Source organism: Dyadobacter sp. AC419 (assembly GCF_979253085.1).
This window is the reverse complement of record NZ_CEEDCD010000029.1, coordinates 84,902-110,607: the sequence shown is the minus strand read 5'-3', so window position 1 is coordinate 110,607 and position 25,706 is coordinate 84,902. Positions and strand designations below refer to the sequence as shown.

Sequence of the window (25,706 nt, the reverse complement as noted above, 5' to 3'; positions counted from 1 at the left end):
TTTACGACGATGCACTACTTTTTGTATAACGTCTCACCTTAAATAAATGGATGAGTGCAGGCACATAATCCTCTTGCGTGTTGATTGAAATGTAGTCGGCGCGATTCTGATGACAAAGCCTTTCGAGTTCGGAGCTTCGTTTTGAAAACCGGCTCGCCATTTCTTCCTTGTATTGTTTTGAAGATGTGTTGACCCAAACCGTGCTTTGCTTTTCAGCGTCGTAAAGCGGAATAATGCCCAAGCCGGGCAAATTTACTTCACGGGAATCGTACAAATGAATGACGATGAGGTCATGCTTGCGAGCTAATGCTTTGAGGTTATGCTGGTAATTATTGTCAATGAAATCGGAGATCAAAAAGATCAGGCTTCGTCTTTTAACAACATTTAACGTTACTAAAATCGCCTCAGCAATGTTCGTTTTTGTGGATTCCGGAACAAGCTTGTAAAGTTCAGAAATGACGCCGTAACCATGCTTCATGCCATCCGACGGCCGGATATAGCGTTCATTTTTATCAGAAAAACAAAGCAAACCAACACGCGAAGCTTCCTGAATGGCGGACAATGTTAACACGCCGCAGATTTCTTTGGCAATGTCAATTTTAAGCCTTTTCAGCTCTCCTACTTGCTGGGAAGCGCTCACATCGAGCATGAAGAAAGCGGTTTGCTCTTTATCCTCTTTGAAGATCTTGACAAATGTTCCGTGACCTTTTGCAGAAGTGTTCCAGTCAATGGCCCGCACATCGTCGCCATACTGATAAAGCCGGAGGTCGTCGAATTCGAGGCCTGATCCTTTGAAAACGGAATGAAAATTGCCATAGCGTTCGCTCGTCACCGCCTTCCGCATGCGAATTTCATACTTTCTTAGCTTTCCAAGGAACTGTTCAAACATTAGTTTTGCGAAAAAATTATCACCTTTGTTACCCGGCGTATCTAAACAAAGATATACAATTTGCGTTTTATGAGGTGTCCGACACTTAATTTCCCGAACGGTTTAATCCATTTTCTGACGGTTGCGTTTCTGTTTATCGGCTGCGTAAGCGACGAAAAGCCGCCTAAGGACACGATGAGTGAGGAGCAAATGGCCGCCGTTCTCACTGACATTCATTTGGCGGAGTCGCGGGTGAACCGTTTGCAGCTCCGGTCGCTGGATTCATCGCTAATGATCTTCAACAAGCTGAAAAGCGACATTTGGAAAAAGCACAAAGTTGATACAACGGCTTACCGCAAAAGTTACGATTACTATATGACGCGCCCGGAAATGATGACGCGGATCTATGAAAAAGTGAACAAGAAAATTGAGATCCGGGAGAAAACCAATAATATTAAGCTCTGAAAATCACACATTTAACTTAACCCTGTCCCAAGTTGTGAATAATAGTATTGTAGTAATCCCTACCTACAACGAGATTGAAAATGTTGAAGCGATCATACGCAAAGTATTTAGCTTGAACCAAGCTTTTGACTTGCTGATCATTGATGACGGATCTCCTGACGGCACTGCCGCAGTGGTGAAAGAGCTTATGAAAGAATATGCAGGAAATCTCCATTTGGTTGAAAGAAAGGGAAAGTTGGGATTGGGCACAGCGTATATACATGGCTTCAAATGGGCGATGGAGCGGGGTTACGAGTATATTTTCGAGATGGATGCCGACTTCTCACATCCACCCGAAGACCTTGTCCGGTTACACCATGCATGCGCTGTAGAAGGTCACGACGTGGCCATCGGCTCGCGTTACATTACTGGGGTTAATGTGGTTAACTGGCCAATTAACAGGGTGTTAATGTCCTATTTTGCAGGATATTATGTGAGAATGATCACAGGAATGCAGATCATGGACCCTACGGCCGGCTTTATCTGCTACACGAGCAAGGTATTGAAAACCATCAACCTGGACAACATTCGCTTCATCGGTTATGCCTTCCAGATTGAGATGAAATTCAACTCCTGGAAATACGGTTTCGACATTGTGGAAGTGCCCATCATTTTCACGGACAGGACCAAAGGCGCTTCCAAAATGTCAAAAGGCATTTTTAAAGAAGCGATCCTTGGTGTGATCACATTGAAAGTCAACAGCTTTTTTAAGCGCTATATCCCGCATGGCCAAGCTCAGAAATAGCCAGCCAGGACATTAATCCGGTTGAAATTTCCAATGCGCTTTCGTCAATGTCAAATGTGGGCGTGTGCACGCCGGAAATAATGCCGCGTTCTTCATTGCGGGTTCCTAATCTGTAAAAACAGGAATCTACAACCTGTGAGTAAAACGCAAAATCTTCGCCAGCCATCCAAAGATCGAGGTCAATGACGTTTTCTGCTCCCATATAATCTGTGGCTGAACTTCTGACACGTCTGGTAAGCTCAGGATGGTTTTTCAGGAATGGATAACCGTGTACAATTTCAAATTCACAGCTTCCGCCCATGGCTTCGGCGATGCCTTCTGCCATTTTTTTCATTCTTTTCAAACCATCTGCCCGCCATTCTTCATCCATGCAACGCCACGTTCCCTGAATGGTCACTTCATTTGGAATAACATTGGTAACGCCGTCCGCAATGAATCTTCCGAATGATAGCACGGCTGGATTGGCAGGATTTCTGTTTCGACTGATAATTTGCTGCAATGCAACAATGATATGCGAGGCCATTAAAACCGGATCCACCAACTGGTGCGGAGCCGCTGCATGGCCGCCTTTTCCTTTTACAGTCAAGTAAAGTTCGTCGGTGCTGGCCATATACATGCCTTCGCGGAAGCCGATTTTTCCAACCGGAATGTTCGGTGCAACGTGCTGACCAACCATGCTCGCCGGTTTTGGGTTTTCCAAAACACCTTCTTTAATCATTAACGAAGCGCCACCCGGCGCTTTTTCCTGCAGGCTGAAAAACCAGCTTTATAGTCCCTTCAAACTCTTCGTTTAATTGATTTAAAATCCTTGCAGTTCCCAGCAAAGAAGAAGTATGCACATCATGCCCGCAAGCATGCATTACGCCCGGAACGGTTGATTTGTATGGAACATCATTGGCCTCAAAAATCGGCAGCGCATCCATGTCCGCACGCAAGCCAACCACACGTTTTTCAGGATTTCTGCCTTCAATGATCGCGACAACGCCCGTTCCCGCAACGCCTTCCTCGGGTTGCAGGCCAATTGCAGTTAGCTCTGCCGCAACATATTTCGCCGTTTTATATTCTTCAAAAGACAATTCGGGATTGCTGTGCAAATGACGGCGGTGCGCTATAATATCGGCGGATTGATCTTTGGCGAGGGCTTTTATTTTTTCTTGCAGCTGAGACATAATTCAATTAAAATCTATTCTGAGAGACTGATATCGATACAAATCATTCAAAGGTAACAATAAATATTGTGCAGCCCTTTTGCTAATAAGCGGCTTGATATTGAATGTTGTTCCAAAGAAAAAAGTAATTTTGACCAGATATATATCAATCAGCCAAGCACAAATGAATCAAAAGGAATTTCTAGAATCGTTGGTTTGTCCGCTTACAGGAACCGCACTAACAATCGCAGAAGACGGAAAATCACTGAAAAGTGAAGACGGAACAATATATGAAGTAGGCGACACAGGCATTGTTAACATGCTTTATCCCAAAGAGTTATTGCCAGAAGATGCGCGTGAGCAATATTTGTACGATCAGGCAGTCCTTCGTTATGACAAAGGCGTTTCCTGGGTTTTTGAAACATTAAACCATTCGGACGAAGCGGCGACAAGACAATTCTTTATCGACCTTATGGAATTGAAACCGGGGATGAAAGCGCTCGAAGTCGGTGCTGGAACGGGTAAAGATTCTGCATTGATTTTGGACCGCGTAAGACCAGGCGGAACGGCAGTTTTGTCAGATCTTTCTCCTAATATGCTGAAAAGAGCACAGGAAAAACTGTCGACCGAAGATGTAAATGTGCATTATTTCCTTGGAAACGGCTCTTACCTGCCATTCCCTGACGACACTTTTGATGCGGTGTTCCATTTTGGAGGCATTAATACATTCTCTGAAAGAAAACGTGCATTCGACGAGCTTACACGCGTGGTTCGCCCGGGTGGCAAAGTGGTTGTGGGTGACGAAAGCGTTGCGCCCTGGTTACGGAACACGCCTACTTACGCTACATTGTTAAAAGCCAATCCGCTTTTCCGTGCCGAAGTGCCGCTGGAAGACGTTCCTGCCAACATTGAGAATTTTAAGCTGCATTATGTGTTTGGAAATGCTTTTTATGTGATGGAATACAGGGTGACTGCGAAGGCTCCGGAAGTGGACATTGACCTGCCGATCCCGGGCAAAGATTTCGTGGATAACTGGCGTTTGCGCGCTGAAAAGGCGGTTGATTAATCAATAACATTATCATTACATGTGGGTTAAAAAAGGAGTTATATATAAGCCGGACGGAACATTGCCGCATAGTTTGTCGCACGCACAGGTTCCGTTTGCATATAAGCACGAAGATTTTTTACGCATATATTTTTCGTCCAGAGACAAAGACGGCCAATCGCGCCCGACGTTCATTGATGTAGATTACGACGATCCCAAAAAGATCCTTTACATCCACGACAAGCCAATTTTAGAATTAGGCGGCCCGGGCGAGTATGATGAAACCGGTGCTATGCCTTCCTGGTTTGTAAACCGTCCGAATGGCGACATCTGGCTTTATTACACCGGCTGGAACCGCACCTGGAATTCTTACAGACTGTCCATGGGACTGGCTGTCAGCACAGACGGCGGCATATCATTCAAAAAAATGTTCGTAGGCCCGATCATGGATCGCAGCATTCAAAACCCGCTTTGGGCAGCACAGCCTTCGGTAATGATTGATGAAGACGGAACCTGGCGGATGTGGTATATTTCCGGCCATAAATGCGAATACATTCACGATTATCCCGAGCCTTTTTACAGAGGTCAGTCTGCCACGAGCAAAGACGGGATTCACTGGGATATCAGTGACATTCCAGCATTGGATTTTGACGATTTTCTGCATGCAGTGGGCCGTCCGAGCGTCTTCAAAGAGGATGGCATTTACAAAATGTACTATTCTTACCGCCACACGCGTGATTACCGCACGGACCGTAACCAGAGTTACAGACTTGGTTATGCGGAATCTGTGGATGGCACGAACTGGGAACGTAAGGATAATTTGGTAGGAATCGCTAAATCTGAGAATCCGGAGGATTTTGATTATCAAATGATCGATTATGCTAACTTTTACCAGCATAACGGCAAGAAATATCTGCTTTATAATGGCAATGGCTTTGGCGCTGCCGGATTTGCTTATGCGGTCTGGGAAGACTAAGATCTTATTAAAAGGCAACAAAAGTCAGTTATTCGATTTCAACAGAAACATAAATTTGAGAACTTATTCAGAGCCGGTTACATTATCAGACTGATTAGGTTCTCAATTTTTTTCAAACCACATAAAGTGTCATACAATGAGCACACTTCAAGAGCAATTCAATAATGACGGCTATGTCCTTTTAAGAGATTTTTTGGACAAAGACGTTGTCAATAACATTTACACGGACGCCAGAAAAATATTCGCAACCCAAATCAAGCACGTCACTGGCAAAACGCCGGACATTGACAACCGCGATGAGTTTGAAAATGCAATGTTTGAGTTTTTTGAAAAAGACTTCAATGCATTCGTAAACACAGGCAAGACCGTTCAGCATACATTCTCGCTGCATAGACTTGGCCTTGATCCAAAAATTGAAGACATTCTGAAACAAGTTGGTCTTTCCAGCCCGATCATCGGTGCACGTGCTGCGATGCAATTCAACAGCCGTTTCTTGTCAAAAGACGGCAGCAAACACTGGAAACTGGACGCACACCAGGACTGGCGCACTGGCCAGGGCTCATTGGATAGCACCGTAATCTGGTTCCCAATGGTTGACGCAGGCGCGGATATTGGTGCTTTGCAGGTTATTCCAGGCAGCCACAAAATTGGTTTGCAGGAATCAAATACATCGGGTTACCAAGGCGGGATCACCACCACGTTGAAAGAAGAAGATTTCGTTCAAACCGAATTCAAAGTCGGCGACATTCTCGTCTTCTCCGCCTTCCTGATCCACCAATCCGGCAACAACATTACCAACAACATTCGCTGGTCTGTACAACTCCGCTACAACAACCTCGACGAGCCAACATTCATCGAAAGAGGCTATCCAATGGCATACATTTACAAGCCGGAAACGGAACTGGTAACGCCTAATTTCCCAAGCGTGGAGCAATTGAAAGAGGTTTTTAGCTGAAATTTTAGCTAGAATCTTCATGAAACACACACAGTATTTCTTGTTCACAAGAGAGCGAAGCGATCGCCTGGGAATAAAAGATGAATGGATTGAACAAGTCTTTCATTTTCCGGAAAAAGAGGAAATACAGGCAGACGGTCGGATAAGGCGCTGGGCAAAAATCGAGGAGAACCAAAAATATTTACGCATTGTTCTGCTCGACGACGGTGAAACCGTCCACAACGCCTTTTTCGACCGCTCATTTAAAACCGAAAGCTAGTTATGGATATCAGGTATTTTCAGGACACGGACACGCTTTTACTGGTTTTTAATCAAAATGAAGTTGTGTCTACTGACGATGTAAATGAGAATATGCTTGTCGATTTAGATGCAAACGGCAATCCTGTTTCACTGACTATCGAACATGCGCAGCATATGACAAATGTGCATGGGTTATCCTTCCAGCAGATCAGCCAAGGTTCTGTTAAACAACTCGTTAATATCTAATTCTTTCCATTTCCTTTGAAACTTTCCGTTTGCGTTCCGACCTATAATCATGAGCGATACATTGGGCAGATGCTTGATGGGGCTTTGATGCAGGTGACGGATTTTGAATTTGAGATTGTGATTGGCGATGATGCTTCTACGGATGCTACGCCTGACATTATTCGATCATATCAGGAAAGAAACCCGGGAAGGATTCGGGCATTTTTACATTCGGAAAACCAGGGACCTAAGGAGCCCAGGGAATTTGCAGGGCGGAATAATGTGCTGCAATTGCTGAAAGCTTGCAAAGGCGAATTTGTGGCGATGTGCGAGGGGGATGACTATTGGACTGATCCGCTTAAATTACAGAAGCAAGTCGATTTCCTGAATGCCAATCCGGATTTTGCTTTATCCCACCATAATGTTCTGGTGACCTACGAAGACGGGTCGTCAGAACATTTTTTTAATACGCCGGATCAGAAGATGGTTTCATCTATTGAAGACATTCTGGAAGATAAGTGGTTTATGGCCACAGCAAGCTGGGTTTACAGAAACCATTTTCTTCAAAATGAGTTTGCAGACTGGCATGCAAAAGCCGCTGCCGGCGACTGGGCTGTGATCATTCAATTGGCTGCGCAGGGTAAGATTGGTTATTTTCCAGAGCCTATGGGCGTCTATCGCAAGCATAGCGCGGGGCTGAGTAATGTTCACGCAAATACGAATCAAAAGTTTTGGCAGAACCGACGCGATATGTTTCAGAATGTTGGTAAATGGTTGGGTAACAGATATGATGCAGTGATTACAAAGACATTGGCGCGCTACGACGAGCAACTTTCCTTATTTGAAAAAATTGGCAGTTAAAATTAATAATCTTTAATTTGTACTGTTTTCAACATCAGCAATCCATGAAGCTAAGCGTCGTAATACCAGCATATAATGAGGAGGAATCAATTACACACACTCTGACATCGCTGCACCAAACATTAAATAAATACAATATTCCTCACGAAATATGCGTCACAAACGATAATTCCAAAGACGGAACACTTCGTGTGCTGGACGAGCTTTCGCTTCAAATTCCAACATTGGTTTACTACACAAATCCCGGCCCGAACGGCTTTGGATATGCGGTAAGATATGGTTTGGAGCGTTTTAAAGGTGATTGCGTGGCCGTGTTTATGGCCGATATGTCAGATGATCCGGAGGATTTGGTAAAATATTATTATAAAATGCTGGATGGCGATTATGACTGCGTTTTTGGATCGCGTTGGGAAAAAGGCGGCAAAGTCGTCGATTATCCAGCATTGAAAAAAGTGATCAATCGCGTTGCCAATTTTATTGTTAAAATGGTAATGGGGATCAAATACAATGATACAACCAACGCATTTAAGCTCTATAAAAGAGAAACTATTGAAGGAATTAAGCCGTTTCTCGCTCCACATTTTAACCTGACCATTGAACTTCCTTTAAAAGCAATGGTGCGCGGCTATAATTACGCTGTGGTGCCAAATAGCTGGACAAACCGTAAATACGGCGAATCAAAGCTTAAAATCAAGGAAATGGGAAGCCGCTATTTCTTCATCTTAATGTATTGCCTGATCGAAAAATACTTCTCGCAAGGTGATTTTATGAAAAAATCAACTGCTCCTAAAAAAGAAGTCAGCCGCTGAGGAACAGCCGCTGATCGTCAGCCGCTGAGGTCAGCTCCTAGCCTATTTTATCCATTCCTGAATAAAAGTCATTTTATGGGCGATGTAAGAAATCGCAAGCCCCCATACGATGGCGCTCGTGGACATCCACAGGAATATTGAAGGACGCGGCACTTTAAACGCAACTGCCAGGATAGGCCCGAAAAGTGGCGTAAACAATGGCGGCGTCAGAAATGCAATGCCGATGATTCCAAACCGCTTCCAAATGTTAACCGCAATGCGATTCGTACGGCTGAATTTTTTTGGCGGTGTTTTTCTGCGTTTTTTAATGAAATCCTGAATTGCTCCGCCTACATATGTCAGCACTAATACGCTGAACATCATGCCTATTGCGGAACAAATGGCTGTTTCAATCCAGGTTAATTTCAAAACAACGCCTGCAATGGGTCCGCCGAAAAATTTGAGCGTGCTGGCAAGCGCTACTGACAGATATTTTAGAAAGGTGGTTTTCATTAAACTTTAACCTGTATCAATTCGGAAGCAAAACGCCTTGTCGCCTCATTTGTTTGAACGTAGTCGGAATACGTTGGACTGGAAATGTAAGATATTTTTGAGAGGCTTTCTACGATAATGTCCGAGATGTCAAGAAATCCGATCTTTTCCTGTAAAAATGCTTCCACTGCAATTTCATTAGCAGCATTGACAATACAAGCTGCATTTCCGCCTTTTTCCAAAACTTCATAGGCAATCGCAAGATTCCTGAATGTGTCAAGATCCGGTTTTTCGAAGGTTAAGGAAGGATAATCCATGAAATTGAACCTGGGGAATGACGATTTCAGGCGAGCCGGATAATGCAATGCATACTGAATCGGCAGCTTCATATCAGGAAGTCCCATCTGCGCTTTAATGCTCCCGTCCTCAAATTGAACGAGCGAGTGAATGATGCTTTGCGGATGAACGATCACGTCTATTTGCGAAGCATTCAGATCAAATAACCACTTCGCCTCGATCACTTCCAGACCTTTGTTCATCAGCGTCGCCGAATCGATCGTGATTTTTGCGCCCATGCTCCAGTTCGGATGCTTTAAGGCCTGTGCGCGCGTTACACCTTCCAAAAATGCTTTATTTTTCCCTCTAAAAGGACCACCTGAGGCTGTAAGGATAATTTTTTCCACCTTATTTTCCTCTTCACCCACCAGACATTGAAAGATAGCGGAGTGCTCCGAATCAACTGGGTAAATGCTGACATTGTATTCCCTGGCAAGTGCAGTTATCAATTCGCCGGCAACAACGAGCGTTTCCTTATTTGCCAATGCTATATTTTTCCCGGCTTTTATGGCATGAATGGTCGGCAAAAGTCCGGCGTAACCCACCATTGCGGTGAGCACCGTATCAATGTCTTCGGATTCTACAACGGAAACCAGTGCGTCAATGCCGCTGTAAACCTTGATCCCGAGCGGAGAAAGTGCTGATTTTACTTTATCAAAATGCTTTTCATTGCCTATAACAACCTCTTTGGGGCGAAACTTAGCTGCCTGCTCAATCAACAAATCTGCATTATCCTGTGCGGTAAGCAGCGTCACCGAGAAAACTTCCGGATTGGCTTCCATCACTTCCAATGCCTGCGTTCCTATTGAACCCGTTGATCCGAGAATCGCTATATTTTTTTTCATCCTAATGCTTACGTTAAGTGTCCGGCTTATGACCGGTTAATTTTAATCAGCTCGTCCGCAATTTTCCGGTCGTTTGACAATCTTGGCACTTTGTTTTGCCCGCCCAATTTTCCGTTGGCCCGCATGTAATCTATGAAGGTATTTTTCCGCAAAGGCACCAGTTCAAGTGTCCGCAGAATATTTCCTTTGATCAGATCCTGGTAATAAATGTTGAGTTCCGTCAGTCTTCTGTCAATGTCTGCCACAAACTGCTGCGGATTATTGGGCTGGACGCCGAATTCGACAAGCCATTCATGATAAGGAAGTCCGCCGGATTCCGAATTTACCATTGGCGCCACCGTAAATTCAATAACCTCCACTTCCGGATGGCGTTCCATGGCATAGCGCAATGCTTTTTCAATTTCCTCCCCGATCACATGTTCGCCAAAAGCAGAAATGAAATGTTTAATTCTGCCCGTAACAAGAATTTTATAAGGCTTAATGGACACAAAACGCACCGTATCACCTAGTGAATAGCCCCAAAGGCCAGCATTGTTATTGACAACAACCGCATAATTTTTGCCAATCTCAACTTCTCCGATAGATAATCGCACTGGTTTTTCGTCGAAGTAATTCTCCACCGGAATAAATTCATAGAAGATGCCCGTGTCCAAAAGCAGCAGTAAACCTTCATCCTGCTGCGAATCCTGATAAGCGAAAAACCCTTCCGACGCGGGATATAACTCGATGGAATCGATACGCTTACCAATCGATTCGTATAGCTTAGCCCGGTAAGGCTCGAAGTTTACACCACCATAAATGAAAAGAGAAAATTCCGGGAAAACGTCTTTGATCTTTTTGCCCGTGCGTTCCGTGATTTTATCAAAATACATTTGGACCCAGGGCGGAATGCCTGAAATCAGCGACATAGGCTGATCAATGGTTTCATCAATGATCTTGTCAAGTTTCGTTTCCCAATCCTCTATACAATTAGTTTCATAGCTCGGCATCTGGTTGGACCTAAGATAACCTGGTATGTGGTGATTGGAAATGCCTGACAAGCGGCCTGTCAGCACGCCACCGGTTTCTGTCAGGACAGGGCTTCCGGATAAAAAAATGAGCTTATTGTCCAGGAATTGGGCTTTTCCGGTTTCTGCTATATACGTCAAAATGGCATTGCGAGCCGAGTTGATGTGGTTTGAAATGGAATCTTTGGAAATCGGAATGTACTTCGTTCCGGAGGTTGTGCCTGACGTTTTGGCAAAATATAATGGCTTCCCTGGCCAGAGGACATTGCTGTCGCCCTTTTTAACTTGTGCAATGTATGTGCTGAGGTCCTCATAATCGTGAACCGGAACCGCTTCTTTAAAATCGGCATAAGACTGGATATCCTTGAAAAAATGGTCTTTCCCAAATGTTGTTTCAGAAGCTTTTTTTACCAAATCCTTCCTCCACTTTTCCTGCACTTCAATGCTTCTGGAGATCCATTCTTGTTGTTGTCGTACGATGTATCGAGCCAGTGGCTCACTCAATAGTGATTTGATTCCCATAGTGAAAACAAAGGTACGCAGGTTTTGTAAATTCTATTCTACAAGGGCGTTCCAGAGGCGTTTTCAGGCCTAAAATGGCCATATGCTGAAATTTTTTAAATGCCTTTGTTTGTGGTTATTTATCTGTAATTTTGCCATCCTGAAATCAAAGTGAGCGAAAATTTTAAAAAAATATATGGGATTGTTTGATTTTTTGACTAGCGATATAGCGATCGATTTGGGGACTGCTAATACCCTGATCATCCATAAAGATACAGTAGTTGTTGATGAGCCTTCGATCATTGCCATGGATAAAACCACCGGCAAAGTTTTAGCAATCGGACACACAGCTATGCAGATGCATGAGAAGACCAACGAGAATATCAAGACGATCCGCCCACTTAAAGATGGTGTAATTGCTGACTTTACTGCTGCCGAAATGATGATCCGCGGGATGATCAAAATGATCGATACGGGCAGCCGTTTTTTTACACCTTCACACCGCATGGTGGTTTGCATTCCTTCCGGGATTACAGAAGTTGAGAAACGCGCCGTAAAAGATTCTTGTGAGCACGCAGGTGCAAAAGAAGTTTACATGGTTCATGAGCCGATCGCAGCTGCCATCGGGATTGGAATTGACATTACGCAGCCAAATGGTGTAATGATCGTGGACATTGGCGGTGGAACAACGGAAATCGCGGTTATCGCATTGTCAGGGATTGTTTGCGAGCAGTCTGTCCGCATTGCAGGCGACGTTTTCACGAGAGACATTGTAGATTATATGCGTCGCGAACACAACCTTTTGATTGGCGAGCGTTCTGCTGAATTGATCAAAATGGCCATCGGATCCGCTTCTCCTGAACTTGAAATTCCATTAGACGATTATCAAATCCGCGGTCGTGACTTGATGACGGGGATTCCAAAAGAGATTCGCGTTACATATAGTGAGATCGCTTATTCTCTTGATAAATCTATTTCAAAAATTGAAGAGGGCGTTATGAAAGCCCTTGAAATCTCTCCTCCTGAGCTTTCAGCTGACATTTTCAAAAACGGAATCTATCTTACTGGCGGCGGGGCACTTATTCATGGCCTTGACCGACGCATTGCTCAAAAAACAAAACTTCCCGTTCACATTGCAGACGATCCGTTAAAGGCTGTTGTAAAAGGAACAGGCGAAGTCCTTAAAAATCTTGAATTATATAAGCCGGTACTGATTTCGTAGTATTGGATCGTTCACGATGTGAACATTCTAGCCCATGCTCCAACTCGTTGATTTCGTTGTCCGGAATCGTTTCTTTTTGGTTTTCGTCTTGCTGGAAGTTCTCAGTATCTGGTTGGTTGTGCGCAGCAATACATATTGGGGGCGCCACTCTATTTCAACACTTCCAACCATTACGTTGCGAAGACGTTGGCATTTTCTAATTCAGCAAAGGAATATACAAAGCTGGACGAGGTTAATTCAGCATTAGCCGCCGAAAATGCCAAGCTTCGGGCCGCTGTAACGGCATTAAGTCAGAAAAAGCCTTCTGACTCGCCGGCTGGTTATGTTCCGGATTCGACATTTGCGTCACGGTTTACATTTACCGTTGCCAAAGTAGTCGATAATGAGACCAACAAGAGCAACAATGTCCTTACCATAGACAAAGGGCTGAGCGACGGCGTAAAGCCGGGCATGGGCGTGATTTCGGCCACTGGAGTTGTGGGAAAGGTCCGCTTCTGTTCTGAGAATTATTCTGTTGTGACGTCCATTCTGCATTCGCAGTTTATGGTTTCGTCCAAGCTGATCCGCAGCAATGAGATCGGCTATGCCAAATGGGCTGGAAAGGATCCGAATTTGATCGATATGATCGACGTTTCGAAATACACGAAAATCTTCAAAGGCGACTCGGCTGTCACTTCCTGATCAGAATTCCGTTTTCCCTCCGGGCATTATGGTTGGTCGCGTTGAAACCGTTGCTGTGCACCCTAATCAAACGTTTTATAACATTACATTAAGACTTTCGACTGATTTTCGAAACCTTTCCTACGTTTATGTGGTACAAAATCAACAACTTGGGGAGCAGGACAGTCTGAAACTTCGTACTATAAATACCAAATGAGTTTACGAGAGGCGATACAATATTCCCTGATGATCCTGCTGTATCTGCTTTTGCAGATCTTCTTTATGCGGAATGTCGTATTGTTCAATTATGCGTTCTGCTTCATCTACATTGCAGGAGTTTTGCTGTTGCCGGCAGATGTTGACAGGTTGTATCTTTTGCTTATTGCTTTCGGCATAGGCTTCACGGTGGACGTATTTTCGAATACTTTCGGGATGCATGCCGCAGCCACCGTTTTGATCGCCTACTTCCGACCGTTCCTCATCCATTATCAGATGAAATCCCGTGGAGCAGAGCGGGCCGAGGTCGGTCTGCGTGCGCAGGGGCTGGGGGCTTTCCTGGGTTATATTTTTCCGCTTATCCTCGTCCACCATTCCGTATTGTTCCTCATCGAGATCAATCATTTTGGAATGATCCTTTATACCCTCATCCGCATTGGTGCCAGCGCACTGTTTACTACATTATTAATTATCCTCCTGGAACTTTTTTCCAAACGTTAATATGACATTTTGACACGAAAGTTTCGTGGCTCGAAATTTGATGTTGATACATCAAATACGGCAGGAGGCAATTCAATTTGGAATATTTTAGGAAGCTGTTCCGATTGATTTAATTTTTATCGTGAAATAATGGCTATTAAGTAGCTTCAATAAGCCATTCATCAAATTTTAATTTGTACGATTTGGAGCTGTTGTTAATCTTTGTAAATTCAGCATTCCTATGTTAGTTGCCATGTCAGAAACGCTCACGACTAATGAATACACGGATGACCTTCGTTATGAAGTTTTTAACCGTGAGTTCATGCCACACATTGACTCCATGTACAACTTCGCTTTTCGCCTTACAATGGACGAAGACGATGCCAACGACCTGGTTCAAGATACATATTTAAAGGCTTTTCGTTTTATTTCTTCTTTTGAACAAGGCACTAATGCAAAGGCGTGGCTTTTCCGCATTCTAAAGAACAGTTTCATTAACGATTACCGCAAAAAAAGTAAAGAACCTTCCAAAGTAGATTATCAGGAAGTCGAAACGACTTACAACTCTGTAAAGAGCTTCTGATACAACATATACGGTCGATCTTCGTGCTGATGCGGTTCAGGAATTAATTGGTGATGAAGTGGCAAATGCATTGAATGCACTGCCGGTTGACTTCCGTACGGTCATTATTCTTTGCGATATTGAAGGCTTCACTTATGAAGAAATGGCGAAGATTCTTGACATTCCAATAGGCACTGTAAGGTCCAGATTACACCGTGCGCGTAACTTATTGAAAGAAAAACTTGAAGAGTTACGCAAGTTCAATGGGATATGATTCATAGGTTGTGAAACTTTTTTTGTAACCTCTTCGGTTATAGTGTACAACTGTACATATATTCCATTATTCTATATTTTTCATTTTAATAATGAATGCATCCCTTACAACGCCTTCAGTATCTGACGAGGCGCAAAAACAACCCATGAAGCAGAAATGCGAGCATCACGCTGAGTGCATGAAGGTAATTCAGGCAATCCTTGATGATGAAGCAACCGAAGCGGAGAAGGATCACTTTCGTGAGAACATGGACAAATGTTTACCTTGTATTGAGTCATACAGACTCGAAAAATGCATCAAAGACTCCCTTAGTCTGAAAATCGAAAAAAAGCCGTGCCCTGAGAGCATCCTTAAAACAATTATTTCAAAAATAAACAGTTAATCTGTTCGTGTGAAAGGTAAGCTTATCATATTCTCCGCGCCATCAGGCTCAGGAAAAACTACAATAGTAAGGCATCTTTTAAAAACATATCCAAATCTTCTGGCTTTCTCTGTCTCCGCATCAACCCGGGAACGGCGTGACCATGAAGTTGACGGAAAAGACTATTATTTCCTGCCAAAGCGAGAATTTCGCGAGCGCATTGCAAATAATGAGTTTGCCGAGTGGGAAGAGGTTTATGCGGGGAATTACTACGGCACTTTTAAGACTGAAATCGAGCGCCTTTGGTCGGAAGGAAAACATGTTTTGTTTGATGTTGACGTAAAAGGCGGACTCAAACTCAAAGAAATTTATCGAGAAGATGCATTGGCTGTTTTCGTGAAAGTTTCGTCCGAAGCTGAAATTATCCGGAGGCTGAGCGAGCGGGGCACCGAAACAGAAAAATCACTTGAAACGCGCCTGGGCAAGGTTCGTTATGAACTTAGTTTTGAGGATAAATTTGACGTTGTGCTCGTGAATGATGATCTTGAAGAAACACTCAGAAAAGCTGAAAAGCTGGTTCTGGATTTTATTCAATGAAAATAGGCCTCTTTTTCGGATCATTCAATCCCATCCATATTGGTCATCTGATCATTGCCAATACAATGGCTACTTCGACAGATCTTGAGCAGGTTTGGTTTGTAGTCAGTCCGCAAAACCCTTTCAAGAAAAACAGCAGCTTATTGCACGAGTTCGACCGCTTTGACCTTGTTCAGCGGGCAATTTCAGACAATGTTGCATTTCGTGCGTCAGACGTCGAATTTCGGATGCCTAAGCCCAGCTATACAATCGACACGCTGGTGCGCATGCAAGAGAAATTTCCGCAGCATGAGTTTAAGCTAATCATGGGAGAAGACAATTTGGCACAGTTTCCGAATTGGAAAAACTACGAGAAAATACTCGAATACACAGGCCTTTACGTATATCCCCGCCCGAATTCAAAGCCACATACATTTGCCAGTCACCCGAATGTCAGGTTTGTAGAAGCGCCGCTTTTGGACATTTCTGCAACTTACATCCGGTCTTGTCTGCAAAAAGGGAATTCGATCCATTATCTTGTTCCTGAGCCGGTTGAGCAGCTTATTAAGATCAAGAAATTTTATCTCTGATCAAAGTGGGCGCGTCTGATAAGTAATCTCGCTCAAAAGTCCCACTGCATTGAATTTCAGGATCACCTTAGGCGCTGTTGACTTGGCTTGAATGTTCGTGCATTGCGGACCTTTTGAAAGGAAATAAACGTAATATTTCAGGTTTCTTTCGCCTAATTGTTGAATGTCAGGTCTGCCGAGCAATTCACCGATATTGTCTGCAAATTTCCCTTTGAGCTCACCTTCCGCTTTTTTGAAATCCTTTGCAAGTCCCGCCCGCACATTGTCACACCCACCACGATCACTGCGCCATTTTTTAAGATCGCAGGCCGCCCAAATTGTCCGGAGCTGATGAGCACGCAGCGATGCCGAACAGGGACAATCCAAGGCATATTCTTGCAATCAATCTATTCATTTAAGTATTCGTCATTAGATTCAAATCAAAGACGAATCTAATCATATAATTTCAGCAGGTGAATTTGTTTTGATACTTTTAAGCGTATCACAAATGCTCTTCTGCTATGAAAAGCTTCATATTGCTCGTTTTCGGATTGATTTTCTGCATAAATGCGCAAGCTCAAACAAGCAATGTTCAGCCCATCGACGGAACCGATTGCTCAAACCTGTTTTTTCAAAGCATTATTGGAAAAAGATGCAAATGCATTATCGAACCTGATTTCAAATGATTTCAGCGTGATCGGATTGCAGGGCCAGCCCATACAAGGAAATCAGCTGGTGCAGGCCATTTCGCAAGGCATTATAGTCGTGGAATCGGGAATGCTTTCAGGGGCAAGAACGCGGACATATGGAGATGTGGCAGTCGTAACCGGACTTTGGAATGTAAGGGCCCGGATCGAAAACAATGGCTTCAACGGAGAATTGTCTTATATGTCGGTTTGTGTTAAAGCCGGCGGCCGCTGGAAAATAGTGGCGGTGCAGTTTACGCCGGTTCAATGATCGTATTGCCTATAAAAAGAAAGAGGACCGCTTGGCCCTCTTTCTCTTTTTATAGGCTGTTTCTCAGTCTAAACATTCATCAGCGACTCACGACGACGCATTTTACCAGCTGGAATTCCGAACATCATTTTGAAACGACGGCAGAAATAAGCTGTGTCTTTGTAACCCACATCTGAACCGATTGCACGAATGCTTTTCTTAGATGTACGAAGCAAGTCAACGGCTTTTTCCATACGCTGATATTCAATGTAATCCTGTGGGTTAATGCCCGTCAGCATTTTGAAATATTGCCCTACATAATCCTCTGACACATTGGCAACATTAGCTAAAACCTTATTGGAAAGATCTCCGCCCAAATTGTCTTTAATGTAAGCGAAGATGTCGATCAAACGCGGATCTTTGAAATATGTGCTGTTGGTTACTAATTGCTCAACAAACAATTTATTTTTCAGGATGTAACGAATGATTTCGATGACAACCTCCTCTGTTTTAATTTTAATGATACGGCCTTTTCCAGGCGTATCAAGCATATCTTCCGTCAGGATCTGATTGATTGTAATCGCGATCTGATCATCTCTCTTGATCAAAAACGGCGGAACGTCCAGAGAGGTGAAGAAGTTAACTGTATCGAAAACCTTTGCTTCAAATGAAATCAATCCGAATGAATTAGGCAGTTTTCCGATCAATGCCGGATCGTGGCCTGCCTCAATATAATTGTCACGGTTGGTCATGAACTCCTCATTGGAAACGGTCTTGGCAGTCTGCGTGTTACCATAAGTAACCGTAGCATGCTTGCCACCAGGAATGAAAAGCATATCACCTTCTTCAACCTTCTGCGATTCCTCTGAACCAAAAGAAACTTCGCCGTCGTATAAGATTGTTAACGAATTCTGAACGTCGTAAAAGTTCTTGATGGTTATCGGTTGCAAAATTCTGATGTGACGCGCTTTCACAAACTTTACCCCCAGCGACTCAATAATCTTATTATAGTCTTCCATACTTGATATATTTAAGGGCCCTTCTGACCGCTGTTTCAATTTTTGTACAAATCTAATAAATTGTACAAAACTAATACAAGTATATATTGACAAAAAACTGAAAAAAAGTGATATTTCTGTATCATTTTAATCCAACATTTAGAATAAAACGATCCGGATAGTAAATTTCAAGTTATTTCAGAAGCTCGCGAGCGATTACAAGTTTTTGTATTTCAGAGGTACCCTCATAAATCTCCGTGATTTTTGCATCGCGCATTAGACGTTCAACGTGATATTCTTTTATGTAACCATAGCCTCCGTGAACCTGGACGGCTTCGGTTGTCACCCACATGGCTGTTTCAGATGCATAAAGCTTTGCCATTGCAGATGCTTGTATGTAATCTTTCCCCTCATCTTTGAGCCGGGCCGCCTTATAGACGAGCAACCTCGCAGCTTCCACCTTTGTTGCCATTTCTGACAACTTGAACTGGATTGCCTGGTGTTCACTGATGGGTTTACCAAATGTCTTCCTCTCTTTTGAATATTTCAGAGAAAGCTCAAATGCGCCGGATGCAATTCCAAGCGCCTGGGCCGCAATGCCGATCCTGCCGCCGTTCAGTGTGCTCATTGCGAATTTGAAACCAAAACCATCTTCTCCAATTCTGTTTTCCTTCGGCACTTTTACATCCGCAAACATTAATGAATGTGTGTCAGAGGCCCTTATGCCCATCTTGTCTTCCTTTTTGCCAACAACAAATCCCTCCAATCCTTTCTCTACAATAAACACATTGATGCCCTTATGTTTCAATTCCGGATGGGTTTGCGCGATGACCAGGCAAATGCCCGCTGTGTCGCCGCTTGTGATCCAGTTTTTCGTTCCGTTTAATAAGTAATGATCTCCCTTATCAATGGCCGTCGTTTGCTGCGAAGTTGCATCCGAACCAGCCTCAGGCTCCGACAAGCAAAATGCGCCGACAGTCTGCCCCGAAGCAAGCTTAGTCAAATATTTTTCCTTCTGTTCCGGCGTTCCAAAGCGTTCAAGGCCCCAGCAGACCAATGAATTATTTACTGACATGATCACGCCGGCAGAAGCATCCACTTTTGAAATTTCTTCCATGGCAATCACATATGACAGCGTATCCATGCCGCCACCGCCATATTCGGGCGACACCATCATGCCTAAAAAACCCAGCTCACCCATCTCCCGCAGCAGATCTTTGTCAAACTTTTGCACATTGTCCCGTTCGAGAACGCCCGGTAACAAACGTTTTTGAGCAAAATCACGGGCTGCCTCACGGACACTCTCATGTTCTTCACTGAGGTTGAAATCCATTCCAATTAATTGTGAACGATATGGCATGATATGATTGTTTAAAAACTTGTCTTAAGTTTGCGCTCAAATTTTGCTGCAAAAATGCCAGTTCTTACTGTTTTTTATATAAAACTTCTCATCAATCTGCTGCTGACGATTGGCATAATCTGGACGATCAGCAAAACAAGTCTTTTCGCCAAATGGCAAAGGGAAAATGAAAAACTTGTTCTGGGACTTGCATTCATATTGCTTCGACTGATCCCGTGGATAGGCATTTTCCTCATCATTAACGAAGATCCGCGGGGAGACATTCCATTCTTTTTTTATAAAGCCGAAGCTGCAAAGCGCGGCGGATTCGTTTACAGAGACTTTTGGTCTTACCACGCGCCGCTTTATGCCTACATCATTAGTTTACCGGTGTGGCTTTGGCACAATTCCCGTGCCATTGTGTTGTTCATGGTCCTGATGGAAAGTTTCATTCTCTGGCTTACTTACAGCACTTATAAGGTCCGGATTTCCAACGCATTGCAACTGGCAGTAATCTATTATATGCTTCCCGCAGGATTCATGTATATTCTGGTTGATGGCCAGGAAGAAGTCTGGTTTTGGGGCGCGGCGTTGATCATCTGGCGCTTTACCATTAAAAAACCGGTTAACTACGAAGTCGGCATTGGTCTGCTTTATGCATTGGCGCTTCTTACGATCAAGGTAACCTTTATTTTCTTATTGCCTGCACTTTTGGTGGTGGTTAAAAAGCCGGTTAAAATGCTTTTGGTTATGGCGGCTGTTGGGCTGCCTGCTGTTGGATTTTTATACTGGCAAATCGGGGATTTGTTTTTGATGCCTATCCAGCATACGGAGCAATTAATGACGCCTAATCTGTTCTCGATAAGCAGACCATTTGTCGAGCTGATTTTCACGGTTAATGAGAAAAAATCGACCTTAATTAACTGGATCGGCCTGTTATTCACCGTTTTTGTTCCTGCATTTATGGCATATAAAGCGCGTCACAGACACATTAACGAAATCCTTCCGGGGATTTTCATCGCATGTTTTGTTTGCATGATGATCTTCCAGGCCAGTGCAATGGGTGCTTATCTTATAGCTTATCTGATGGCGGTGCTTTTTGAAATTATCGACGTTCGCAAAACATTTCACGTTGTTGTGCTTTTGGCTGTAAACTGGCTTACGGTTGTCCAGCCTTTTGTTTGGGTTTATATCAAACAACCTGCCTACACTTCATTAGGCATGTTCGGCAACACGTCTTATCTGTTCGAATATTTGTTGCAAATACTGAATGTGCTATGCTTTTTCTGGATTTTGCGTGAAACTTACCGTAAGGTTGTTTTTGGAAAACTGATTACTGCATGAGCATTGTCCTCGCCAAATTCGGCATCAGCCTGATCTCCATATTACTTGCTGGAATCGTCATTTTACAGAAAGAACGCACTCACAGAGTGGTTTGAAAATAAACCTGCCGGTTCTGCGATTGCAATCGGCTGGGTTATTTTTCGGCTTGCTCCATTTGTGCTGATATATGTAGTCGCGGGAATGGAACCAACTTCCGATGTAAATGGATTTTGGGACGAAGGGAGTAAAGCATCATTAGGCCAAGTCGTTTACCGCGATTTCTGGTCGCCATATTCGCCATTATACGCCTATTTTTTAGGGCTATTTTTGAAATTCTGGTATAGCCCCAAAATGATCGTTTTGGTGATGGCCATTATGGATGGCGCCGCACTTTGGGCTTCCTATCATTTCTTCCGCCCATTTCAATCGCGTGGCGCATTTTTGTTCAAATCGCTTTTATATTATTTGCTTCCGGGAGCGCTTGTGCTTTGCATTGTCGGCGCGCAGGAAGATGTCTGGATGTGGCTGTTTGTCATTCTGGCTTATCTCGTTCGCGAGAGAACATTGCGTGTCGAATGGTATGCATTGATCCTCGCTTTTGGATTGCTTATGACAAAAGCGATTTTCGTTCTGATCCTGGTGCCCTTATTTATTCTGGAAAAGGAAAAAGTTAGAATGCTTATCCCAATGATCATTGTCGGCATTCTCTCGCTGGCCGTGCTGTATCCGTTGGTTGGCTGGGAATTTATGCAACCGCTGGACGAAGCCAAAACATTGCGCGCACCGAACATTCCTTCCATTCTCAACCCGTGGTTTTTTAATCAAATCGGTGTTGGAGAAAAATTCTGGAACTGGATTGGTCTCGTAATCTCGGTCGGCTTGGCGTGTCTGGCCGCATTGAGGCTCAAAAACGCGGATTTCAGGATCATGCTTTCACGTGTGTGGATTGTGCTTTATGCGACAATGATGATCGTGCAGCAAAGCGCTTATAGTAATTACATTTTCCTGTTTCTGATCCCGCTTGTCTTTTATGTGATTGATTGGAAAAACTGGGTTCAGGTAACGCTGCTACTGATATTTAATGTGTTATGCGTTGTGCATCCGTCATTCTGGTGGCGGCTTGGCATGCCTTGTTATATGACGCCGCTGGATACTTTTTCTTCATTGCAGCTATTTATCGACTATGCTATGCAGGTTTGCATTGTGTTACTTACGGGATATTTTATCTGGCTCGCTTTCCCTAAAAAAGTCATCGCTATTTCAAGTTCAAGATCTTAACTTGTCCTTTATCCAATAAAAAATGCCTTCGCGACTAAGTGAAGGCATTTTTTATCGAATCAAATTATTTTTACTCTATTATTTCAAATCCACAATAAGGGACTAGAACTGCCGGAATCTTAACCGTTCCGTCTGCTTGCTGATTGTTTTCCAGTAATGCGGCAACAATGCGAGGCAATGCTAATGCTGATCCGTTTAATGTATGAAGCAATTGCGTTTTCTTATCGGCAGTTTTATATCTCAACTTCAATCGGTTAGCCTGATAAGTCTCAAAATTCGAAACCGAACTGCATTCAAGCCAGCGCTCTTGACCAGCGGACCAAACCTCGAAATCGTAAGTTAATGCGGATGTAAAGCCCATATCACCGCCGCAAAGCCGCAGAATGCGGAAAGGCAATTCAAGCTTGGTTAGCAGGCTTTTGACGTGCTCAACCATTTCATCCAGCGCTTTGTAAGAATCCTCGGCTTTATTGATCTGAACAATCTCAACTTTATCAAACTGGTGCAAACGGTTCAAACCTCTCACGTGAGCGCCCCAGCTGCCCGCCTCACGACGAAAGCAAGGCGTATAAGCCACATTTTTGACGGGCAATTCACTTTCCGCAACAATTACATCGCGATATAAATTGGTAACCGGAACCTCAGCCGTCGGAATCAGGTAAAGATCATCCTGCGCGTCATGATACATTTGGCCTTCTTTGTCAGGCAACTGGCCCGTAGCAAAACCGGAATCTGCATTTACGACGATCGGCGGTTGCACTTCGTTATAACCCGCTTTTCCAGCCTCATCAAGGAAAAATGCGATCATTGCGCGTTGAAGCCTGGCCGCTTTTCCTTTGTAAACCGGAAATCCTGCGCCTGAAATCTTGTTTCCCAGCTCAAAATCAATGATCGGCGCCTGGTTTTTTCCAAGCTTTTTAATCAGCTCCCAATGCGGCAATGCACCTTGTGGTAAAACCGGTTTGTCACCCGCTTCAAGCACATTTACATTGTCCTCCGCTGTCCTGCCTTCCGGAACGCTTTCATGCGGCAAATTTGGCAGCTTAACGAGCTCTTGCAGCAATGACGCCTCCACTTCCTTGTGCGCTTCATCGAGACTTTTTGACTGCTCTTTTAATGCGGCTGTTTCTGCTTTTGCAGCATTGGCTTCATCCATCGCGCCTGCTTTCATCAGTCCACCAATTTCCTTCGCCTTCGCATTGGATTTCGCCAGCGTCTCGTCCAGATCCTGCTGTAACTGTCTGCGCTTTTTGTCAAGTTCTATAATGTGATCAACAACTTCCGCAGCGTCTTTAAAATGCTTTTTTGTCAATCCCGCAATGGTAAAATCCCTGTTATCGCGGATGAAATTCGTTTGTAACATATTATGGTGCTGTAAAAATGTCCTTCATTGCATCTTCGTAGTAAAATAACCGCTCATTAAGTACATTCAAGGCTTCTGCCTTGTATTTGGAGTGAATAAGCAGTGATAAATTGTGTTCCGAAGCACCATACGAAATCATTCGTATAGGAATGTTTTTCATCGCATCGAGCACTTTTAGTGCGATTCCTTCTTTGTCTGCACTGAAATTTCCTACAATGCAAATGATATTTTGATCGCGGTCATGCTCTTCTAAATCAGCGAACTCACGAAGCTCCGCGCTGATCTGTTCCAGGTTTTCTGAATTGTCAATGGTCACAGAAACCGAAACCTCGGAAGTTGTGATCATATCGACAGGTGTTTTATATTTTTCAAAAATCTCAAACACCCTACGAAGGAAGCCGTAGGCGTTCAGCATACGAGTCGAGTGGATGTAAATCGCTGTAATGTTATCCTTTGCAGCAATCGCCTTAATGTCGCGATCAGAAGTCTGATTCGCAATCAATGTTCCCGGCGCTTCAGGCTGCATGGTGTTTTTCAATCTTACCGGAACACCTCTCAACTTAGCTGGAGTGATGGTGCTCGGATGAAGAATTTTCGCACCGAAATAGGCCAGTTCAGCAGCTTCCTCGAATGTCAATTCTCTAATCGGGAAAGTGCGTTTTACAATGCGCGGGTCATTGTTATGCATGCCGTCAATGTCGGTCCAGATCTGAATTTCGTCTGCCCTGATCGCGCCGCCAATGAGCGATGCAGTGTAATCAGAGCCGCCTCTTTTCAAATTGTCAACCTCTTCACGTGGATTTCTGCAAATGAATCCTTGCGTAATAATGGTCTGCTTGTCTGTATATTGATTTAAAATCGTAACCAGCTTTTCTTCAATGGTCGCAAGCTCCGGTTCGCCGTCTGCATCAATGCGCATGAAATCCAATGCCGGTAACAACACTGAATTCTCACCTTTTTCTTCAAGATAGGCCTGGAACATTTTCGTGCTCAGAATTTCACCTTCAGCAACGAGTTCTTTTTCCTGCTTAATGGTAAAAGGCTTTATGCCAATCAGCGATTTGATGAACCCAAACTCTGTTTCAACGATTTTTGTGCCTTCTGCCAAGCCTGATTCTGTTGCATATAATTCTTTGATAAAAAGATTATAATGCGTTTTAAGATCCTCGGTTAAAGCATTTGCTTTGGCATCATCATAAGCTTTGGCCGCCTCTCCTATTGCAATAAGCGAATTAGTAGAACCAGACAATGCGGATAAAACCACTATTTTACGATTTGGATCGCCATTAAGGAGTTCGCGGATCGAATGCATGCGTTCCGGTTTTCCTACCGAAGTGCCGCCAAATTTCCAGACTTGCATGGAGTTAATGTTGAATTTTGAATGACTGAATGAGTGAATGGTTGCTGGTGCGTTGAACGCGGAGTAATTTTTTAGGATTGTGCGACTGCGATTTGATGCCAGAGTCCTAGCATTTTGATCGCGGTCATAGCAGCTTCATCTCCCTTATTTCCGTGAATGCCACCTGCACGATCCAATGCTTGTTCCATTGTATTAGGCGTTAGCACACCAAAAATGACCGGTTTCCCTGATTTTAAACTTACATTGGTTATGCCCTGCGCCACGGCATGATTGATATAATCATTGTGTTTGGTTTCTCCCTGGATTACCACGCCTAATGCGATTACGGCATCAATGTCACGTCGTTCCGAAAACCATTGTGCGCCTAATGTCAGCTCGAAGCTTCCGGGAACATTGCCTCTTTCGATATTTGCAGGCTTTGCACCATATTGGATCAATGTTTGATAAGCTCCTTCAAAAAGCCTTTCCGTGACCTCACTATTCCACTCAGCGACCAGGATTCCGAACCGCTTTGCGCTGATGTCCGGCAAACCGTCCGTATTGAACACACTTAAATTCTTATCGGCACTTGACATAACTTATAATCAGAGGATTAGTGAATGAAATGATGATTTTGCAAATAAAAAAAGGATAAAACCTTTGTCGGCTTTATC

Annotated in this window: 29 protein-coding genes and 2 pseudogenes; 20 read left to right on the top strand and 11 right to left on the bottom strand. The window is 43.8% G+C overall.

Going from position 1 to position 25,706, the window contains the following annotated elements; translation table 11 throughout:
• Position 1: 1 nt before the first annotated feature.
• On the bottom strand, positions 2-889 hold the full coding sequence (locus AC0IYG_RS28490; RefSeq protein WP_235127167.1) for a DUF58 domain-containing protein: 888 nt from the start codon (positions 887-889) through the stop codon (positions 2-4).
• A gap of 69 nt (positions 890-958) precedes the next feature.
• Here AC0IYG_RS28490 and AC0IYG_RS28485 point away from each other — a divergent pair, with 69 nt between their 5' ends.
• Both AC0IYG_RS28485 and AC0IYG_RS28480 read left to right on the top strand, forming a co-directional pair.
• Positions 959-1,333 carry a DUF4296 domain-containing protein gene (locus tag AC0IYG_RS28485; protein ID WP_471714459.1) on the top strand — a complete coding sequence of 125 codons (375 nt, stop codon included), beginning with the start codon at positions 959-961 and terminating at the stop codon, positions 1,331-1,333.
• A 34-nt stretch (positions 1,334-1,367) separates the two neighbouring features.
• Positions 1,368-2,117 (top strand): polyprenol monophosphomannose synthase, encoded by a 750-nt coding sequence (locus tag AC0IYG_RS28480; protein ID WP_471714458.1) that lies wholly within the window; start codon positions 1,368-1,370, stop codon positions 2,115-2,117.
• Here AC0IYG_RS28480 and AC0IYG_RS28475 read toward each other — a convergent pair.
• Positions 2,080-3,286, bottom strand: a pseudogene (locus AC0IYG_RS28475) (M20 metallopeptidase family protein). The gene AC0IYG_RS28480 and the pseudogene AC0IYG_RS28475 sit on opposite strands and share 38 nt — an antisense overlap.
• A 163-nt stretch (positions 3,287-3,449) precedes the next feature.
• Here AC0IYG_RS28475 and AC0IYG_RS28470 point away from each other — a divergent pair.
• The 7 genes from AC0IYG_RS28470 to AC0IYG_RS28440 all read left to right on the top strand — a co-directional run bounded on the left by AC0IYG_RS28470 (position 3,450) and on the right by AC0IYG_RS28440 (position 8,376).
• Complete coding sequence (locus AC0IYG_RS28470; protein ID WP_082217466.1) at positions 3,450-4,331, top strand: class I SAM-dependent methyltransferase; 882 nt, start codon at positions 3,450-3,452, stop codon at positions 4,329-4,331.
• 19 nt (positions 4,332-4,350) lie between these two features.
• On the top strand, positions 4,351-5,286 hold the full coding sequence (locus AC0IYG_RS28465; RefSeq protein ID WP_026629626.1) for a glycoside hydrolase family protein: 936 nt from the start codon (positions 4,351-4,353) through the stop codon (positions 5,284-5,286).
• A gap of 136 nt (positions 5,287-5,422) precedes the next feature.
• A complete protein-coding gene (locus AC0IYG_RS28460; protein WP_082217464.1) occupies positions 5,423-6,241 on the top strand; it encodes a phytanoyl-CoA dioxygenase family protein in 819 nt (272 codons plus the stop codon).
• A gap of 19 nt (positions 6,242-6,260) precedes the next feature.
• Positions 6,261-6,500 (top strand): hypothetical protein, encoded by a 240-nt coding sequence (locus tag AC0IYG_RS28455; RefSeq protein WP_471714457.1) that lies wholly within the window; start codon positions 6,261-6,263, stop codon positions 6,498-6,500.
• Positions 6,501-6,502: 2 nt separating this feature from the next.
• The gene (locus tag AC0IYG_RS28450; protein ID WP_026629629.1) at positions 6,503-6,727 is read left to right on the top strand and encodes a DUF2283 domain-containing protein; all 225 of its coding nucleotides are present in this window, start codon (positions 6,503-6,505) and stop codon (positions 6,725-6,727) included.
• A 15-nt stretch (positions 6,728-6,742) separates the two neighbouring features.
• Positions 6,743-7,567, top strand: coding sequence for a glycosyltransferase family 2 protein (locus tag AC0IYG_RS28445; RefSeq protein WP_471714456.1), 825 nt, complete (start codon positions 6,743-6,745; stop codon positions 7,565-7,567).
• Positions 7,568-7,611: 44 nt separating this feature from the next.
• Entirely contained in the window at positions 7,612-8,376 is a 765-nt protein-coding gene (locus tag AC0IYG_RS28440; protein WP_471714455.1) for a glycosyltransferase family 2 protein, read from the top strand.
• Between the two features lie 42 nt (positions 8,377-8,418).
• Here the strand turns inward: AC0IYG_RS28440 and AC0IYG_RS28435 are convergent, their stop codons facing one another.
• The 3 genes from AC0IYG_RS28435 to AC0IYG_RS28425 are packed head-to-tail and all read right to left on the bottom strand — an operon-like array spanning position 8,419 to position 11,557.
• Entirely contained in the window at positions 8,419-8,868 is a 450-nt protein-coding gene (locus AC0IYG_RS28435; protein ID WP_471714454.1) for a hypothetical protein, read from the bottom strand.
• Entirely contained in the window at positions 8,868-10,028 is a 1,161-nt protein-coding gene (locus AC0IYG_RS28430; RefSeq protein WP_471714453.1) for a 1-deoxy-D-xylulose-5-phosphate reductoisomerase, read from the bottom strand. Before AC0IYG_RS28430 ends, AC0IYG_RS28435 begins: the two co-directional genes overlap by 1 nt.
• 26 nt (positions 10,029-10,054) lie before the next feature.
• Positions 10,055-11,557, bottom strand: coding sequence for a GH3 auxin-responsive promoter family protein (locus tag AC0IYG_RS28425; protein ID WP_471714452.1), 1,503 nt, complete (start codon positions 11,555-11,557; stop codon positions 10,055-10,057).
• A 175-nt stretch (positions 11,558-11,732) separates the two neighbouring features.
• Between AC0IYG_RS28425 and AC0IYG_RS28420 the strand changes: the two genes are divergently transcribed.
• The 8 genes and pseudogenes from AC0IYG_RS28420 to nadD all read left to right on the top strand — a co-directional run bounded on the left by AC0IYG_RS28420 (position 11,733) and on the right by nadD (position 16,477).
• Positions 11,733-12,758, top strand: coding sequence for a rod shape-determining protein (locus AC0IYG_RS28420; RefSeq protein WP_019946014.1), 1,026 nt, complete (start codon positions 11,733-11,735; stop codon positions 12,756-12,758).
• 135 nt (positions 12,759-12,893) lie between these two features.
• Positions 12,894-13,439: a rod shape-determining protein MreC gene (gene mreC / locus AC0IYG_RS28415; RefSeq protein WP_471714451.1), complete on the top strand. Its 546-nt coding sequence runs from the start codon at positions 12,894-12,896 to the stop codon at positions 13,437-13,439.
• Entirely contained in the window at positions 13,426-13,635 is a 210-nt protein-coding gene (locus AC0IYG_RS28410; protein WP_471714605.1) for a rod shape-determining protein MreC, read from the top strand. The genes mreC and AC0IYG_RS28410 overlap by 14 nt, the downstream gene beginning before the upstream one ends.
• Before the next feature lie 29 nt (positions 13,636-13,664).
• Positions 13,665-14,135, top strand: coding sequence for a hypothetical protein (locus AC0IYG_RS28405; RefSeq protein WP_471714450.1), 471 nt, complete (start codon positions 13,665-13,667; stop codon positions 14,133-14,135).
• Between the two features lie 232 nt (positions 14,136-14,367).
• Positions 14,368-14,957, top strand: a pseudogene (locus AC0IYG_RS28400) (sigma-70 family RNA polymerase sigma factor).
• An 84-nt stretch (positions 14,958-15,041) separates the two neighbouring features.
• Positions 15,042-15,332: a phosphohydrolase gene (locus AC0IYG_RS28395; RefSeq protein ID WP_471714449.1), complete on the top strand. Its 291-nt coding sequence runs from the start codon at positions 15,042-15,044 to the stop codon at positions 15,330-15,332.
• Positions 15,333-15,341: 9 nt separating this feature from the next.
• Complete coding sequence (gene gmk / locus AC0IYG_RS28390; protein WP_471714448.1) at positions 15,342-15,908, top strand: guanylate kinase; 567 nt, start codon at positions 15,342-15,344, stop codon at positions 15,906-15,908.
• Positions 15,905-16,477: a nicotinate (nicotinamide) nucleotide adenylyltransferase gene (gene nadD, locus AC0IYG_RS28385; RefSeq protein ID WP_471714447.1), complete on the top strand. Its 573-nt coding sequence runs from the start codon at positions 15,905-15,907 to the stop codon at positions 16,475-16,477. Before gmk ends, nadD begins: the two co-directional genes overlap by 4 nt.
• Here the strand turns inward: nadD and AC0IYG_RS28380 are convergent, their stop codons facing one another.
• Positions 16,478-16,843, bottom strand: coding sequence for a hypothetical protein (locus AC0IYG_RS28380; RefSeq protein WP_471714446.1), 366 nt, complete (start codon positions 16,841-16,843; stop codon positions 16,478-16,480).
• A gap of 180 nt (positions 16,844-17,023) precedes the next feature.
• Here AC0IYG_RS28380 and AC0IYG_RS28375 point away from each other — a divergent pair, with 180 nt between their 5' ends.
• A complete protein-coding gene (locus AC0IYG_RS28375; protein WP_471714445.1) occupies positions 17,024-17,413 on the top strand; it encodes a nuclear transport factor 2 family protein in 390 nt (129 codons plus the stop codon).
• A gap of 68 nt (positions 17,414-17,481) precedes the next feature.
• Here AC0IYG_RS28375 and AC0IYG_RS28370 read toward each other — a convergent pair whose 3' ends face one another.
• On the bottom strand, positions 17,482-18,411 hold the full coding sequence (locus tag AC0IYG_RS28370; RefSeq protein ID WP_233854952.1) for a helix-turn-helix domain-containing protein: 930 nt from the start codon (positions 18,409-18,411) through the stop codon (positions 17,482-17,484).
• A 172-nt stretch (positions 18,412-18,583) separates the two neighbouring features.
• Positions 18,584-19,723, bottom strand: coding sequence for an acyl-CoA dehydrogenase (locus AC0IYG_RS28365; RefSeq protein WP_471714604.1), 1,140 nt, complete (start codon positions 19,721-19,723; stop codon positions 18,584-18,586).
• An 81-nt stretch (positions 19,724-19,804) separates the two neighbouring features.
• On the opposite strand from AC0IYG_RS28365, the gene AC0IYG_RS28360 reads away from it, so the two are divergent.
• A complete protein-coding gene (locus AC0IYG_RS28360; RefSeq protein WP_471714444.1) occupies positions 19,805-21,073 on the top strand; it encodes a hypothetical protein in 1,269 nt (422 codons plus the stop codon).
• 45 nt (positions 21,074-21,118) lie between these two features.
• Positions 21,119-22,330, top strand: coding sequence for a hypothetical protein (locus AC0IYG_RS28355; protein WP_471714443.1), 1,212 nt, complete (start codon positions 21,119-21,121; stop codon positions 22,328-22,330).
• Between the two features lie 70 nt (positions 22,331-22,400).
• Here AC0IYG_RS28355 and serS read toward each other — a convergent pair whose 3' ends face one another.
• From serS to ribH, 3 genes are all read right to left on the bottom strand, one after another.
• A complete protein-coding gene (gene serS / locus AC0IYG_RS28350) occupies positions 22,401-23,693 on the bottom strand; it encodes a serine--tRNA ligase (RefSeq protein ID WP_471714442.1) in 1,293 nt (430 codons plus the stop codon).
• Position 23,694: 1 nt separating this feature from the next.
• Positions 23,695-25,053: an aspartate kinase gene (locus AC0IYG_RS28345; protein WP_471714441.1), complete on the bottom strand. Its 1,359-nt coding sequence runs from the start codon at positions 25,051-25,053 to the stop codon at positions 23,695-23,697.
• Positions 25,054-25,124: 71 nt separating this feature from the next.
• A complete protein-coding gene (gene ribH / locus AC0IYG_RS28340; protein ID WP_471714440.1) occupies positions 25,125-25,628 on the bottom strand; it encodes a 6,7-dimethyl-8-ribityllumazine synthase in 504 nt (167 codons plus the stop codon).
• Between the last annotated feature and the right edge of the window lie 78 nt (positions 25,629-25,706).

Bases quoted from the DNA above. Each gene is read 5' to 3' on its own strand.
- AC0IYG_RS28490 (WP_235127167.1), bottom strand. From the start codon at position 889: ATGTTTGAACAGTTCCTTGGAAAGCTAAGAAAGTATGAAATTCGCATG.
- AC0IYG_RS28485 (WP_471714459.1), top strand. From the start codon at position 959: ATGAGGTGTCCGACACTTAATTTCCCGAACGGTTTAATCCATTTTCTG.
- AC0IYG_RS28470 (WP_082217466.1), top strand. From the start codon at position 3,450: ATGAATCAAAAGGAATTTCTAGAATCGTTGGTTTGTCCGCTTACAGGA.
- AC0IYG_RS28465 (WP_026629626.1), top strand. From the start codon at position 4,351: ATGTGGGTTAAAAAAGGAGTTATATATAAGCCGGACGGAACATTGCCG.
- AC0IYG_RS28460 (WP_082217464.1), top strand. From the start codon at position 5,423: ATGAGCACACTTCAAGAGCAATTCAATAATGACGGCTATGTCCTTTTA.
- AC0IYG_RS28455 (WP_471714457.1), top strand. From the start codon at position 6,261: ATGAAACACACACAGTATTTCTTGTTCACAAGAGAGCGAAGCGATCGC.
- AC0IYG_RS28450 (WP_026629629.1), top strand. From the start codon at position 6,503: ATGGATATCAGGTATTTTCAGGACACGGACACGCTTTTACTGGTTTTT.
- AC0IYG_RS28440 (WP_471714455.1), top strand. From the start codon at position 7,612: ATGAAGCTAAGCGTCGTAATACCAGCATATAATGAGGAGGAATCAATT.
- AC0IYG_RS28435 (WP_471714454.1), bottom strand. From the start codon at position 8,868: ATGAAAACCACCTTTCTAAAATATCTGTCAGTAGCGCTTGCCAGCACG.
- AC0IYG_RS28430 (WP_471714453.1), bottom strand. From the start codon at position 10,028: ATGAAAAAAAATATAGCGATTCTCGGATCAACGGGTTCAATAGGAACG.
- AC0IYG_RS28425 (WP_471714452.1), bottom strand. From the start codon at position 11,557: ATGGGAATCAAATCACTATTGAGTGAGCCACTGGCTCGATACATCGTA.
- AC0IYG_RS28420 (WP_019946014.1), top strand. From the start codon at position 11,733: ATGGGATTGTTTGATTTTTTGACTAGCGATATAGCGATCGATTTGGGG.
- AC0IYG_RS28405 (WP_471714450.1), top strand. From the start codon at position 13,665: ATGATCCTGCTGTATCTGCTTTTGCAGATCTTCTTTATGCGGAATGTC.
- AC0IYG_RS28395 (WP_471714449.1), top strand. From the start codon at position 15,042: ATGAATGCATCCCTTACAACGCCTTCAGTATCTGACGAGGCGCAAAAA.
- nadD (WP_471714447.1), top strand. From the start codon at position 15,905: ATGAAAATAGGCCTCTTTTTCGGATCATTCAATCCCATCCATATTGGT.
- AC0IYG_RS28375 (WP_471714445.1), top strand. From the start codon at position 17,024: ATGCGCAAGCTCAAACAAGCAATGTTCAGCCCATCGACGGAACCGATT.
- AC0IYG_RS28370 (WP_233854952.1), bottom strand. From the start codon at position 18,411: ATGGAAGACTATAATAAGATTATTGAGTCGCTGGGGGTAAAGTTTGTG.
- AC0IYG_RS28365 (WP_471714604.1), bottom strand. From the start codon at position 19,723: ATGGATTTCAACCTCAGTGAAGAACATGAGAGTGTCCGTGAGGCAGCC.
- AC0IYG_RS28360 (WP_471714444.1), top strand. From the start codon at position 19,805: ATGCCAGTTCTTACTGTTTTTTATATAAAACTTCTCATCAATCTGCTG.
- serS (WP_471714442.1), bottom strand. From the start codon at position 23,693: ATGTTACAAACGAATTTCATCCGCGATAACAGGGATTTTACCATTGCG.
- AC0IYG_RS28345 (WP_471714441.1), bottom strand. From the start codon at position 25,053: ATGCAAGTCTGGAAATTTGGCGGCACTTCGGTAGGAAAACCGGAACGC.
- ribH (WP_471714440.1), bottom strand. From the start codon at position 25,628: ATGTCAAGTGCCGATAAGAATTTAAGTGTGTTCAATACGGACGGTTTG.